The organism is Hydrocarboniphaga sp. FW305-C-57 (assembly GCF_058783045.1).
The window spans coordinates 1-14,895 of sequence record NZ_JBYSYG010000013.1; the positions used below are offsets into that span (position 1 = coordinate 1).

The window sequence follows — 14,895 nt, forward strand, 5'->3', positions numbered from 1 at the left end:
CAGCCCCGAAACAGCCATCAGAACAATTCAATCAATGACTTGAAAACAGGACAGACCACTTTCCCCGGACAGTACTGTCCTCGGCAAAAAAAGAACCGCAGCCGGCCTTTGTTCCGGACTGCGGTCGACCTGAAGCGTTTGAGCGTTTTCGATCAGATGGTCGGCTTCTGCCAGCCGCCGTACTCGCGCTCGATTTCGGACATCGCGGCGAGGACGATGTCCTCGCGCCAGGGCTGCGCGGTCAGCATCACGCCGAGCGGCATCTTCTCGGGCGAAGTGCCCGCGCGTACCACGCCGCTCGGCCAGCCCGCAATGTTGTAGGTGCTCGTGAAGCCGGTGCCACGCTTGCCTTCGCCTTCGCGCGAGCCGATCACCGGCGCAGGGCCGGTCGACGGCGGGCAGACGATCAGGTCGTAGTCCTTGACCCAGGCGATCATCTTCGCGCGCCAGGCATCGCGCTGCTCGAGCAGATCGGTGAACTCGGCCGTGCCGATCAGCGGATAGTCGAAGCGGCGATTCGGGCCCGGCACCGTGGTGTGGTACTTCTCGGTCAGGCGCTTCTGCCAGGCATTGCCGTCGCCTTCGCGCAGCTTGGTCGAAATATCCGCGATCGCCATCATGTCCGGCGGGCGCGACTCGGTGACGCTGCAGCCGAGCTGTTCGAAGTGCTTGGCGCAGCGCGTGACGACTTCGATGACTTCGGGCGTCGGCTTCGCCGCCTCGCCCTTGTCGTCCTTGCCCATGTCGGTATACCAAGCCACGCGCAGGCCCTTGAGCGACACCTTGCCCGGATCGGCCCAGGGCATCGGCATGATGATCGCGTCCTTGTTGTCGGGGCCCGCGAGGATCGGCATCAACAGCAGCAGATCTTCGACGCGCCGCGCCATCGGCCCGCCTTGCTGGTACGAATCGAACACGCCGCCGTAGTCGACGATGTGTCCGGTGCGCGGAACGCGGCCCGTGGTCGGCTTGATGCCGGCGATGCCGTTGGCGTGCGCAGGTCCGCGTATCGAGCCGCCGAAGTCGGTGCCGATGTCGAACGGCGAGCCGCCCGCCGCGATGATCGCGCCGCCGCCGCCGGTGGAGCCCGACGTCGAACGCGTCTGGTCGTAGGGATTGCGCGACATGCCGTAGATGATGTTGACGGTGGTGCCCATGCCGGTGACGCCGCCGAGCGTGAATTCCGGCGTGTTGGTCTTGCCCATCAGGATCGCGCCGGCTGCGCGCAGGCGCGCGACGATGGTCGCATCCTTCTCGGGGACGAAGAAGGCGCGGCCCTGCGTGCCGCCCGTGGAGATCACCTCGGCGGTGTCCCAGGAATCCTTGATCGTCATCGGCACGCCGTGCAGCGGTCCGCTGAGCTGGCCCTTGGCGAGCGCCGCGTCGGCCGCGTCGGCTTCCTTGTACGCACGATCGCGGCAGAACTGCACGACCGCATTCAACTTGGGATTCACCGCGTCGATGCGCGCGTAGCAGGCGCTCAGCAACTCCCGCGCGGAGATTTTCTTGTCGCGAATCATCTGCGCCATCGTCGTCGCCGAGGCGAACACGATGTCGCTGTCGACGGGTGTCGAACTCGTCTTCGCCGCGACGCCGGCGCTGACGGTGGAGGTCGGCTCGGCGGACTTGCCGCAGGCGGCGAGGGCGGCGCTGGCCGCCGTGGCGCCGAACAGCAGCGCGCGACGCGAACGCGCCGTGCCGCTCGCCGGGCTGTCCTGCGCTGCGGATTCCACATCGGCCTGCAGGTGCTCCGCAGACGCTTCATCGCGATCAAAATCGTTCATGGCTCGCTGCTCTTGAGAAGTATGCTTCGTGGTGAACGCAGCTCAGATCGTGGGCTTCTGATAACCGCCGGTGCCGGCTTCGACGAAGGCCGCCGCCGCGAGTGCGACGTCTTCGCGCAAAGGCTTGGCGATCATCTGCACGCCGATCGGCAGGCCTTCGGGCGAGGTGCCGGCGCGCACGACCGAACCGGGCCAGCCGGTGTTGTTATAGGTGGGCGTGTAGCCGTAGTTGCCGGGCGGAGGCGTGAGCGCCTTGGGCTGCTCGGGCCAGGGTTCGGCCGGCGTCGGATTCACCGGGGCGATGATCAGATCGTAGGACGCGAACCATTGCGCGAACTTCGAGCGATTGGCGTCGAAGGCTTCGGCCAGTCGCGTGAACTCGGGTGTCGGCGCACGCGGCGTGTCGACGAGGCTGATCACCGGCGACGCGGTCATCGTGCCGTACTTGGCGAGCATGCGCTTGACCCATTCGCGTCCGTCGGCCGTCGACAGCGCGTTGCGCAGTTCGTGCGATTCCTTGATGAGATCCTTCGGGCAATCCTCGACCACGCTGACGCCGAGATCCTTGAACAGGCCGACCACCTTCATCACCGCGGCGCGCGTCTCGGGCGTGCATTGCCTGGCGCTGCCGTTCTCGACGTAGTACGCGATCTTGATTTTCTTGAGGTCGACCGCAGACGCCGGCGTCCACGGCGCCGGCAGGATCGCGGCGTCGAGATAATCGGGGCCGGCGATGATCGAGGTGATCAGCTCGAGATCCTCGCTCCAGCGCGCGAGCGGGCCGACGACCTGGAAGGCATCGAAATAGCCGCCGTAATCGACGATGTGTCCGGTGCGCGGCACGCGGCCCGTGGTCGGCTTGAGACCGGTGATGCCGCAGAAATGCGCGGGCCCGCGGATCGATCCGCCGAAGTCGGTGCCGATGTCGAACGGTGACCCGCCGGCCGCGATGATCGACGCGCCGCCGCCGGTCGAGCCACCGGGCTGATAGCCGATCTTGTACGGGTTGTGGGTCTTGCCGAAGATCAGGTTCGTGGTCATGCCGGACAGCGTGAGCTCCGGCGTGTTGGTCTTGCCCATGACGATGGCGCCGGCCTGGCGCACGCGCGCGACCACGGTGGCGTCGCGCGTCCCGATGTATTCGGTGCGGCCCGTGGTGCCGCCGGTGCTGCGCACGCCCTGCGTCTCGAGCGAATCCTTGATCGTGCACGGAACGCCGTGCAGCGCACCCATGCTCTTGCCCGCGGCGAGCATCGCATCGGCTTCGGCGGCCTCCTGCAGTGCGCGCTCGGCGCACAGCGTGACCACGGCATTCAACTTCGGATTAACCGCTTCGATGCGTGCCAGATAGGCCTTGGTGAGTTCCACCGACGAAATCTGCTTGCTCGTGATCATCGCCGCCAGGCGCGTCGCCGAGGTGTAGAGAACGTCGTCCGGAATGCTCGCCTTGGCGGCCTGGGCTTCGGCGCGCATCGTCGCCGCGAAGCTGCTCGCCGCCACTGCCGCCGCGCCGGACTGGATCAGGAACTGACGTCGCGTGCTGCGCCCCAACCGCGTCGCGCGCCTGTCGTTCATTGCGCTCATCGATCCCTCTCCCTTGCTCGTTGCCGTCGAATGCTGATGCCGGAAATCGACGCCACGCAGGCGCGTTCCGATGATTCAGACGACCGGCTTGCGGCTCCCCCTACCACCGCGCTTCGCGACGCCATCCATCGGCACGCCTGCGCCGAGCCGCGAAACGATCGGCGGGTAGGGGACTGCGATTCGCGATCGTCCGACTCGTTGGATGCGGAAAAACAGCGGTGTTCATCGGGAGGAAGCGGGATGCCTACAGTTTCATTGCGCACGCGGTCCGGCTGGCGGCGGAACTTGTTGCTGCTCGTGACGATGGCCTGTGCAGCGCACAGCGGCGCGGCCCAGGCCTTCAAGCTCGAGGAAACCTCGATCGAGAAAATCCACGCCGGCATCCGCTCGGGCGAAACCACCTGCCAGCAAGTCGTCGAGGCCTATCTCGCGCGGGCCAAGGCCTACAACGGCGTCTGCACCAAGCTCGTCACGGCCGATGGCGCGGCGGTCGACGCGGCGCTCGGCACGCAGCGCGCGGGTTCGCCGATCAGGTTTCCGACCGAGACCGTCGGCATTCGCACGCTGCTGCCGGACTTCGACCGCTACAAGGGCAAGACGCCGGACTACGGACGCATGGAAGCGACGATGTCCGATCCTTCCGTGAAGCAGCAGTACGGCATGGTCGCCGGCATCGCGGGCGCCAGGCAGATCAACGGACTCGACACGATCAACCTGCGCGGCGAGCGCTCGGTGAGCTGCAAGGCCGAATGCGACGCCGCGAGCGGCAAGCTGCCTGCGCAATGCCCCAAGGCTTGCGAGGCCTTTCGCAAGCAGCCCGATGCGATCGAAATCGCCGCCGCGCTCGACAAGCAGTACGGACGCAATCCCGATACGCAGAAGATGCCGCTCTATTGCGTGCCGATGTCGTTCAAGGCCGTCTACGACGCCAAGGACATGCGCTCCACGGGCGGTGGCGACGTGAAGTACGCCACCGACTTCGCGCCGCGCGATGGCACCATGGTTTCGCGCCTGCGTGATTCGGGCGCGATCGTCTACGCGCACGCGGTGAACTCCGAATACAACGGCGGCAGCGGCGACCCGGGCGGCGACACCAAGGTCGACAAGCCCAGCTTCGGCACCGGCGGGGCGCGCGAAACCTGGGGCGGGGCGACCTGCAATCCCTACGATACCGAGCGCGAAACCGGCGGCTCCTCGGGTGGATCGGGCACCTCGGTCGCGGCGAACCTGGTGGTTTGCTCGATCTGCGAAACCACCGGTGGTTCCTGCCGCAATCCGGGCACGCACAACGGCGTCGTCAACTTCGTGCCGACCAAGGGCATGATCTCGTACGGCGGCGCGATCGGCGCCAATCCGTACCAGGATCGCCCGGGCATCCTGTGCAAGTCGGTCAAGGATGCGGCGACGGTGTTCGATGCCTTCCGTGATCGCAAGACCGGCGAATACTTCGACGAGCGCGATCCGTATACCGCGCTGCCGCCGGTGCTGAGCTCGAAAGCCTCGTACGTCTCGGCGATCACGCCGGCCGGCGCGAGCAAGCCGCTCGCGGGCCTGCGCATCGGCGTCGTGCGCGAGCTGTTCGTGAAGATCGCGCCGAGCGACGCGGCGATCATCGATGGCGTCAATGGCCAGCTCAAGGTGCTCAAGGATCTCGGCGCCGAACTCGTCGAGACCACCGATCCGCAGTTCAAGGACGATCCGACGATTCCGAATGTGAAGTTCGGTTTCCAGGAGGCGATGGCTGAAGTCATTCCGTTCCACATGCCGGAGGTTCTGTCGTGGAAGAGCGCCGACGGCAAGCCCGAATTCAGCGTGCCGGGCTGGGACGTGACGAGCCGCAAGTACCTCGTCGCCGCCGCGAACCACAAGGCGCCGTGGCCCGCGAACCTCAATCTGCGCCGCATCATGGGCAATCCGCCGGAAGGCCCGGACAGCGTTACCGGTTATACCTTTGCGTTCGACATGGAGAAGTATCTCAACGCACGTGGTGACGCCACGGTCTACGACTGGGCCACGCTCAACGCCAACGCCAAATACTTTACCGACGCCAAGCGCGCCTCGGCGAAGAACTGGGAGAACAAGGCGATCGACCCGAAGACCTACGACACCACGTACACGATGAAGCGACGCGATGCGATGCGCATGGCGATGATCAAGCTCATGCGGCAGAACGACATCGACGTGCTCGTGAATCCGCCGCTGTCGACCTTGCCCGCGAAGATCGGCGGAGCGAACGAGCCGAATCGCGATCTGCGCTCGGGCTTCGGCTACGGTGCGCGCCTCGGCATTCCCGAAGTGTTCGTGCCGGCCGGTTTCGCGACGAGCATGATCGAGCCGAAATATGCGCTGAGCGCCGATGGAACGCGCTACGACACCGTGGCCGGTACCCAGCCGACCGCACTCGCGAATCCGCTGCCGTACAACATCGCATTCTGGGCCGCTCCCGGTGAGGAAGCGCTGCTGCTCAAGGTCGGTTCGGCTTACGAGGCGGCGACGCATCATCGCAAGCCGCCGAAGGACTTCGGCCCGCTCGCGGGTGAGCCGTAAGTGCAGTGCAGTTGTTCCTCTCTCCCGCTTGCGGGAGAGAGTCCCGCCGAAGGCGGGGAGAGAGGGCCGGTTGGAAAGTGAGCGCCATTTTCGACCAGCCCCTCTCCCGGTCCTTCGGACCACCCTCTCCCACATGGGAGAGGGGACAAGCGAGTGACGCTGTATTCGCATTTGTAGCGGCAGAGCCGGAACCGGCTTCGCATCGTGGCAGAAACGTGCTTTCCCGTTTCCCTGGTCTTGTTTCTCCAATCATCGACAGCAAGGAGAGCGCCTTGAGCAGACTTCATAGATCGTCGTGCCGGAGCAGCGTTGCCATGCTGCTGGCCGTCTGCGTCGCAGGTTGTGGTGAACCGAAGGCTCCGGCGCCTGCGATGCCGGTGGAGCCTCCGAAAAGCGCGGATGCGCCGAAGAAATTCCACGTCGAAGAAGCGAGCATCGCGAGCATCCACGCCGCGATCCAGTCCGGCGAAACAACGTGCCAGCAGGTCGTGCAGGCCTACATCGATCGCGCACGCGCCTACAACGGCGTCTGCACCGCGCTCGTCACCGCCGATGGCGCGGACGTGCCCGCCGCGACGGGCATGGTGCGCGCCGGGGCCGCGCTCAAGTTTCCGACGCACACGGTGAAGGCCTCGACCGTGCTGCCCGATCTCGACCAGTACAAGGGCCTGCCGCTCGATTACGGTCGCATGGAGGCGACAGTGTCCGATCCGGGCGTGATGGCGCAGATGGGCCTGCGCGTCGGCATTCCGGATGCCGGGCAGGTCAACGCGCTCGAGACCATCAACATCCGTGGCGAACGATCGGTGACCTGCAAGGGCAAGTTCGATGCGCATCCGTCGACCGGTCCGCTGCCGGCCGGCGCGCCCGCGGCCTGCGAGGAATTCCGCAAGCAGCCCGACGCGCTCGAACGCGCGGCCGAGCTCGATGCGCAATACGGCAGCAAGCCCGATCTTGCCAAGCTGCCGATGTACTGCATCACCACTGCGGCCAAGGACGTCTACGACACGCGTGACATGCGCAGCACCGCGAACAACGACGTGAACTTCGCGATGGATGCGCCGCCGTTCGACTCGACGATCATCGCGAGGCTGCGAGCGAAAGGCGCGATCATCTACGCCAAGTCGCAAGCGCATGAGTTCAACGGCGGGCCGGGCGACCCGGGCGGCACGGCCAAGCCCAAGACCAACATGGTGAGCGGCGGCCAGGCCTTCGGTTCCTGGGGCGGGCAGTCCTGCAACCCTTACGACACCGAGCGCGTCACGCGCGGATCGTCGGGCGGATCGGGCGCGGCGGTTGGTGCGAATCTCGTGACGGTGGGCATCTGCGAGCAATCCGGCATGTCCTGCCAGGGCCCGGCCTCGCGCAACGGCGTCACCACGCTGCTGACGACCAAGGGCCTGCTGCCCGACAACGGCGGCATCGGCTATCAGTGGTTCAACGATCGCGCGGGCATTCACGCGCGCACGCTGGCCGATGCGGTGCTCGTGCTCGATGCGGCCAGGGATGATGCGCAGGGCTATTACGACACACGCGATCCGTTCACCGCCTTGCCGAAGGCGCTGACGCCCGAGCAGCCGTATGCGAAATCGGTGATCGACGATGCGCGGCTCGAGCGCGAAGCCAAGCCGCTGAAGGGCTTGCGCATCGCGATCCTGCGCGAGCACATGGTCAAGAAGACCGCGAATCACGAGGCGATTTCCGAGCAGATCGATCGCGAGATCAAGACCGTGCTGCGCGATCGGCTCGGCGCGGAACTCGTCGAGACGGTGACGCCGGATTATCCCGACGATGCCGAAATCGAAAACCTGCGCTACGGTTTCTCGGACGCCCTGTCTGAAATCCTGCCGCGGCTCATGCCCGAGATTTTCTCGCGCCGCGACGCCAAGGGCGCGCTCGTGTTCGCGGTTCCGGGCTGGGATGTCACCTCCTACGATTACCTGCTCAAGCTGAGCCGCCGCGAGGCGCCGCTGACCAAGGCGGTGAACATCGTCAACTTCGCGAACTTTGGTGCCGAGCCCTGCCATTCCGCGCTATGCGCCGACCTGGCGTTCGACGTCGACCGCTATCTGGCCGAGCGCGGCGACGCGCGCATCAGGGACTGGGCCGCGTGGACCGCGAATGCCAAGTTCCGCGAAGACGAGTCACGCGCGGGCGCCGAGAACTGGGTGAACTTCAAGGGCCACTTCGCCGACGGCAAGAGCGACCGGCTCGCGCGCAGCTACATCGCGCGCCTCGCGCTCGAGCGCGTCATGCGCGAGAACCGCATCGACGCCTTCGTGCATCCCGAGAACACGGTGCCGACGCCGAAGATCCTCGGCCCCAACGTCGGCGCGATCAGCCTCGACGGCATCACGCCATTCTTCCAGGTGCCGCGCATCGCGGTTCCGGCCGGCGCCACCGAAGTGGTCGTCGAGCCGCAGTTCGCGCTCAACGACGATGCGAGCGACTACGTCTCGGTACTCAAGCCCGGCACGCCGCGCTCGAGACTGCCGCACCCGATGCCGATCTCGATCACGTTCTTCGCGGGTCAGGGCGCCGAGCCGGTGCTGATCAAAATCGGCACTGCCTACGAGTCGGCGACGCATCACCGGTTTGCGCCGCCGGGGTTTGGGGCAGTGGATTGAACGGCAGCACAGCTGGTCGTTCGGATATGTCGAGTGACTACTTTGTGCGAGTTCCAGCCGCAGCCAGTGACTGCTCTGCGGCACTCACCCAGTAGGAGTGAAAGGATCCGTCGCCGGTCAGCATGACTCGGTTACCAGGCACATCTTTTTTGTTAGACCGCACCGCTTGCAAGTTTCGCGACAGAATCGATTGCTAGTTTGGATTCCGATGACGATCGACCGTCCAAGGAACCCACCATGCTGCATAGATTGTTGCCGCTTACCACGCTCCTACTCGTGGCACCTATCTCGCTTCCGGCGCATGCCCAGGCGCAACAGGAGGCAGCGGGCACCGTTCGTGGACGCATAGTGGATTCGGTGACCGAACGGCCGGTGCCGGCAGCTACCGTGCACTTAATGCGTAATCAGCGGGTTTACAGCACGGTTGAAGCCGATACCGCCGGAGAGTTTTCGTTCAATCGAGTGCCTGAAGGCGTGTATTCGGTCGAGGTGGAAGAGTCGGGTTACGCGAGAGCTGTGCAGGCGGATGTAAGGGTCGTGCTTCGCAGAGTGGCTGCCGTCGAATTCGCGCTGGTGCGCGGCAGCGATGAGATGATCGCCGAAGTGGTCGTCTCGGCGCGCGCTCCCGCAGGAGATCCGCGGGCGACGCAGAACACCGTGCTGTTGGAGCGCGAAGAGATACGACGCAATCCTGGCAGCGCAGGCGACGTAGTCCGCGCGCTGGACGTTCTGCCGGGCGTCGTCGCGACGGGTGAGTTCTCAAGCTTCACCGTGCGCGGCAATGGGCCACGCGACAACCTGATCCTGATCGATGGCATTCCGTTCGATAAGGTCGCGCACTTCGATGAGTCGCTCGGCGAGCAGGAAGGCGTCGATGGCGGCGGACGATATTCGATCTTCGAACCGAACATCATCGGCAGCGCCAAGTTTTCTCCGGGCGGCTGGCGCGCGGCCGAGGGCGGAAGGAATGGTTCCTTGCTGGAGCTGGAGATCGCGGACGGCAACCCCGTGAGCTCTACGGTTGGCGCACGAGTCGACATTATCGGAGTGGAAACGGACTACGACGGGCCGATCTACGTGGTCGACAACACCAGCTTGCTGCTGTCGGCGCGCCGGTTCGATTTCAGCAGATTGTTCGACGCGATCGGTGAGAAGGACATCGGTACGCAGCGCCTGACTGATTTCATCGCGAAGTCCGTCACCGATCTGAATGACGATCATCGTATCGAGCTGCTGGCGATTCACGCAGGCGAGGATTCCAAGCGAACGGTCGAGAATGCGCTCGAATCCGAAAACTTCGAGGACCTAGGGCTCGAGGACTCGAAGCAGGACAGCACATTGCTCGGCGTGACGTGGCGTTGGTCTCCCGGTGAGGTCGCACAGTTGCGTAATACGTTCTATTACCGCAACAGCGATACGACAAGCACGGAAGGCGAGGCATATCCGGATCTCGCGGGTCCCGACCCGACCCCTGCGACGACGCCGGTCCGCGAGAACATTCTGCACATCGACGAACGTGAAACAGAGATCGGCTGGCGCAGCGATTTCAGGACCTTGCTCGGCCCGGATGGAATCTTCTCCGCCGGTGCGCGGTTCGCACGCGTGGATCTCGACTTCGACCGTCGGCTCGAAGGCGACTGGACACGGTATGTGTACGAACAGTCCGACTTTCGCGCCGACCCGGCACAACAGTACATCGTGCTGACGCCCGAGGAATACAACTCAAGCTTGAGCGCGGCGGAGACGCAGATTGCCGCCTATGCCGACTACGCCTGGACCCTCGGCGATTTCACATGGACACCCGGAGTACGCTACGAGCGCGATGGGTTTTCCGGAAATTCCGTCGTCGCCCCGCGCCTGCTATTGAGCTGGAAACCCGATGCGATCACCCGAATGTGGACCGGCGGTGGCGTGTATTATCAAACACCGCGTTATCTCGATATCGCAGCCGATCCGTCCAACCTCGATCTGAAAAGCGAGCGCTCCGCGCAGTGGGTGCTGGGCTATTCCCGTCACCTGAGCGAGGACCTGCGTTTTTCGGCCGAAGGGTATTATCAGCAGCTCGACGATCTGATCGTGTTCGACGATCGAACCACGAACACCGCAACCAACATCGGTGAGGGTTCCGCGACGGGCGTGGATCTGATGCTTGCCAAGCGCATGAGTCGAGGCTGGAGCGCTTCGGCGACCTACTCATACTCGCGCGCTCGCCGCGATGACAAGCTCGGCGAAGGGGAATATGCGTCGGATTGGGATCGGCCGCATGCGTTCGGCATCGTCGGCGCCTGGCAGCCGAGCGATCGATGGACATTCTCGGCGAAATGGAAATATGCGTCGGGCCGGCCCACCGATGCGTTCGTCGTGCACAGCGACGTGTTGGGGGACGCGGGCCCCGTGCGCTATTCGAAGGAGCTGACGCGCACCAACGCCGAGCGTCTGCCCGTCTATCATTCGCTGAGTCTGCGCGCGGACTACCAACGCCGCTTCGGCCCGCTGAGTCTGGTTGCTTATCTGGACATCCTGAACGTTTACGGGCGCGAGAACGCCAATGGTTATGAATGGGACGAACGTCGCGGTGTCAACGTCATCGAAGGGCTCGACGAGCCGCTTCCCACCATCGGGCTCAGGTTCGAATACTCCTGGACGCCCGGCGGATAATGAGCCCCGCACCGAGACCTCCCATTGAGATTGCTCATCATCGAAGATAACCAGCGTCTCTGTCAGGCTGTCGCGGAGAGTCTGCGTGCGCAAGGATTCGCAGTCGATACGGCGGCCTCGGCGTCCGAGGGACTGAGCGCCTGGCGAGCGGCCGACTACGATGCCGCCGTGCTCGATCTCATGCTCCCGGACGGCACCGGCCTCAGCGCGCTGAAGGACATGCGTGACCGAGGCAGCATGACACCCGTGCTGATCCTCACCGCCCTGGGTACGATCGAGGATCGCGTTCGCGGCCTGGATTGCGGCGCGGATGACTATCTCATCAAGCCCTTCGCGATGCAGGAGCTCATCGCTCGGCTGCGCGCGCTGTTGCGTCGTCCGGGCGCGGCATTGGGTCGCATGCTGACGCTCGGTAACGTGAAGCTCGATACGTCCGCACGCATCGCCACCGTCGCCGAGACGGCGCTCGATCTCACACGCTCGGAGCTGATCGTGCTCGAAACGCTGCTGCGCAATCAGGGACGTGTCATCTCGAAAGATCGGCTCGGCGAATGCCTGTACGATTTCGAGCAGGACCGGAGCGCGAATTCGGTGGAGACACAAGTGCACAGGTTGCGAAAGAAGCTCGCTGCCGCGGGCGCCGATGTGTCGCTCCGGACTCTGCGCGGTCTGGGCTATCTTGCCTCCTGATCGCGGCTCGATGCGCGCCCCGTCACTACTTCGGGTACTCGTCGTTCGACTTACGATCGTAGTCGTGCTGGCGCTGGCCGGCAGCTATCTGCTGTTGTACTTCGAGTTTCGCGACGGACTGTGGGGTTTGGAAGGCCAGAGCATTGCCGTCCAGGTGCAGGGCCTGCGCGCGTCGATCGTGTCGGGGACGGATTCACCTCATTTCGAGTTGCCACGGTCTCTGCAAGAGTTCTACGCCCAGCCGGATACATTGAACGGCTATCAACTGCTGAGCGCAGATGGCACCGTGCTGGAGTCGGGCGGCTTCTCTGCGCCTTATCTGCCATTGCCGGTCGCTCAAGATGGTGAACAGATCGTCATGCAGCGGGAAACGGATGCGTTATCGGGCAACAGCATCATGGCTGCCGCGCTCGAACTCCATGATGCTCGCGGTCGATACTGGGTACGTGTGGTGCGGAATCTCAAAGACACAGAGAGTCTGCTCGCCCAGCTCATGCTCGGCGCGTTGGATGAGCTGTACTGGCCGATTGCCCTGTTGCTGATCGCCGTGGTCAGCGTCGTGGTCGTGACGGTGCTGTCATCGCTGCGCTCCTTGCGTGCGGTCTCGCATCAGGCCTCGATGCTGTCTCTGCATCATCTGGACGAGCGCTTGCATGCCCAGAACCTTCCTCGGGAGCTCGTTCCGCTGGTTCAGGCAGTCAACGCCTCGCTCGATCGGCTCGAAGCAGACTATCGCGTGCAGCGGGAATTTACCGCCAACGCCGCGCATGAGCTGCGTACCCCGCTTGCGACGTTGCGAGCACGGCTCGAGTCTCGCTTTTCGGCCCAGGAGTTGGGCGATGTTGCGTTCGAAATCGAACAGCTCGCGCGGCTCGTCGAGCAACTGCTCTGTCTTGCGCGTCTCGACTCGCAGGAAGAGTTCCAGTTCGCCGCGTTCGACGCTTACGCCGTTGCGCTGGAAGTCGCTCGGGAGCTGGCGCCTGTTGCGCTCGAATCAGAGCATTACGTGACCGCCGCGAGGCCGGAGGCATCCGTGCCTGCGCATGGAAATGCAACATTGACGCGCCTGGTCTTTCGCAACTTGATCGAGAACGCCATTCAGTACACTCCCGCCGGTGCATCGATCACGCTGTCCGCTGATTCCACGGCCGTGATCATCGCCGACGATGGGCCCGGAATTGCTGCGCATGCCGCTACGTCCCTGTTCGAGCGGTTCCGCCGCGGTCCCAATGCCTCGGGGCCCGGCGCAGGCTTGGGCCTCGCAATCGCGAAGTGCATCATGGAACGGCAAGGCGGACGCCTGTCGCTCGACGCGAATGCGGCCCGCGGGGCGCGTTTCGTGGTGGAGTTTTCCGGCCCCCATCCCAATTCCAGCGGCCCGTGAGCGACAGGTTTTCTCGGCAACAGGAATATTTTTTAGAGATGTCGTCCGGATGCACGTGCGACAAGGTTCCCATGTGCTGCATGATCATCTTTCGGGCTTATGCCCCCGGCATCCGCCATCCGCCCGTCTGCCGCTCGACATGCGCGAGCGCAGCGAGCACGACATCATCCCGCCATGGCTGCGCGACGACATGGATGCCGAGCGGCAGCCCCGGCGAGTCCTTCGAAGTCCCCGCGCGCACGACGCCCGCCGGCCAGCCCGTGGTGTTGTATTCGCTGGTCATGCCGCCGTAACCCGCGCCCCATTCGGGCGGCATCAGGTATTCGCTCGGCACTTTCTGCGGCGCGCGCCAGGTCACCGGGCACAGGATCAGGTCGTATTGCTCGAACCAGGCGAGTTGCTCGCTCTTGATCGCGTCCATCTGTTCGCACAGGCGCGTGAGCTCGCTGCTCGGCAGTTCGCTGCCCTTGATGTTCAAGCCCGGTGAAGGCTGCGTAGTGCCGTGCTTGCGCATGAGGCGGCGCATGAATTCGCGGCCGTCGGCGCCCGAGAACGCGGTGCGCGCGTCGGCGAGCTCCTTGAAGCGCGGCGGCCGGTCCTGCCTGGCCTTGCAGCCGAGTCTCGTGAAGTAGCCGACGCAGCGCTCGATCATCGCCTGCACTTCGCGGCTCACGCGGATGCTGCCGTTGTCGATGTACCAGGCGATGCGCAGCTTGCTCAGGTCCACTTGCGCTGGATCGCCGAGCGGGACCGGCGCCATCGCGGCGTCGGAATCGTCCGGGCCCATGATGATCGGCAGGATCAGCGACAGGTCGGAGACGCGTCGGGCGAGCGGGCCGATCTCCTGGAAGTTATCGAAAGGCCCGCCATAGCCGACGATATGCCCGGTGCGTGGCACGCGTCCGTAAGTGGGCTTGATGCCGGCGATGCCGTTGGCGAACGCGGGGCCGCGAATGCTGCCGCCATAGTCCGAGCCGATGTCGAAGTACGCTCCCGCGGCCGCGACGATCGCACCGGCGCCGCCCGACGATCCCGAACACAGATAGCCTTCGCCGTAAGGGTTGTAGCTTTGGCCGTGCAGCAGGTTGTAGGTTTCGCGCGCGCCGCCGCCGAGCGTGAATTCGGGTGTGTTGGTTTTGCCGAGCAGGATCGCGCCGGCCGCGCGCACGCGTGCGATCGCGGTGGCATCGCGTCCGGGCACGAAATCGCGGCGGCCGAGCGTACCGCCCGTGGAAACCACGCCCGCGGTGTCGAACGAATCCTTGGCCGTGAACGGCACGCCGTGCAGCGGGCCGAGCAGCCTGCCCTGCGCGAGCAGCGCATCGGCCTGTTCGGCTTCGGCGTAGGCGCGCGCGCGGCACTGTGCGACGACCGCGTTGATGCGCGGATTCACCGCATCGATGCGCGCATAGCAGGCGTCGACGACTTCGCGCGCCGTGACCTTGCGCTCGCGGATCATCACCGCGATTTCGCTGGCGGATCGCTCGATCAGCGAGCCGGCAGGTGAGGACGGCTTCGCGTCCGACGCAATCGCGCGTCCGAGCGCGAGCGAAGTCGCGGCGGTGACGCCGGCACCGAGCACTTCACGGCGATTCCAGAGCGTGGCGGTCATGGCGGCGGA

General features: G+C 64.8%; 8 protein-coding genes. 5 read left to right on the plus strand and 3 right to left on the minus strand.

All coding sequences use genetic code 11. The features are described 5' to 3' along the window. Positions 1 to 152: 152 nt before the first annotated feature. Positions 153 to 1,784 (minus strand): amidase, encoded by a 1,632-nt coding sequence (locus tag AC3WUM_RS20865; RefSeq protein WP_492412768.1) that lies wholly within the window; start codon positions 1,782 to 1,784, stop codon positions 153 to 155. A gap of 42 nt (positions 1,785 to 1,826) precedes the next feature. Next, complete coding sequence (locus AC3WUM_RS20870) at positions 1,827 to 3,368, minus strand: amidase (protein WP_492412770.1); 1,542 nt, start codon at positions 3,366 to 3,368, stop codon at positions 1,827 to 1,829. Positions 3,369 to 3,608: 240 nt separating this feature from the next. On the opposite strand from AC3WUM_RS20870, the gene AC3WUM_RS20875 reads away from it, so the two are divergent. From AC3WUM_RS20875 to AC3WUM_RS20895, 5 genes are all read left to right on the plus strand, one after another. Further along, positions 3,609 to 5,915 carry an amidase family protein gene (locus AC3WUM_RS20875; protein WP_492412772.1) on the plus strand — a complete coding sequence of 769 codons (2,307 nt, stop codon included), beginning with the start codon at positions 3,609 to 3,611 and terminating at the stop codon, positions 5,913 to 5,915. A 314-nt stretch (positions 5,916 to 6,229) separates the two neighbouring features. Beyond that, entirely contained in the window at positions 6,230 to 8,542 is a 2,313-nt protein-coding gene (locus AC3WUM_RS20880) for an amidase family protein (protein ID WP_492412773.1), read from the plus strand. 237 nt (positions 8,543 to 8,779) lie between these two features. Then, on the plus strand, positions 8,780 to 11,200 hold the full coding sequence (locus tag AC3WUM_RS20885) for a TonB-dependent receptor (protein WP_492412775.1): 2,421 nt from the start codon (positions 8,780 to 8,782) through the stop codon (positions 11,198 to 11,200). Positions 11,201 to 11,230: 30 nt separating this feature from the next. Continuing rightward, positions 11,231 to 11,890, plus strand: coding sequence for a response regulator transcription factor (locus AC3WUM_RS20890; RefSeq protein ID WP_492412777.1), 660 nt, complete (start codon positions 11,231 to 11,233; stop codon positions 11,888 to 11,890). Between the two features lie 64 nt (positions 11,891 to 11,954). Then, positions 11,955 to 13,274 (plus strand): sensor histidine kinase, encoded by a 1,320-nt coding sequence (locus AC3WUM_RS20895; protein WP_492412778.1) that lies wholly within the window; start codon positions 11,955 to 11,957, stop codon positions 13,272 to 13,274. Between the two features lie 97 nt (positions 13,275 to 13,371). Here the strand turns inward: AC3WUM_RS20895 and AC3WUM_RS20900 are convergent, their stop codons facing one another. Further along, entirely contained in the window at positions 13,372 to 14,886 is a 1,515-nt protein-coding gene (locus AC3WUM_RS20900) for an amidase (protein WP_492412780.1), read from the minus strand. Between the last annotated feature and the right edge of the window lie 9 nt (positions 14,887 to 14,895).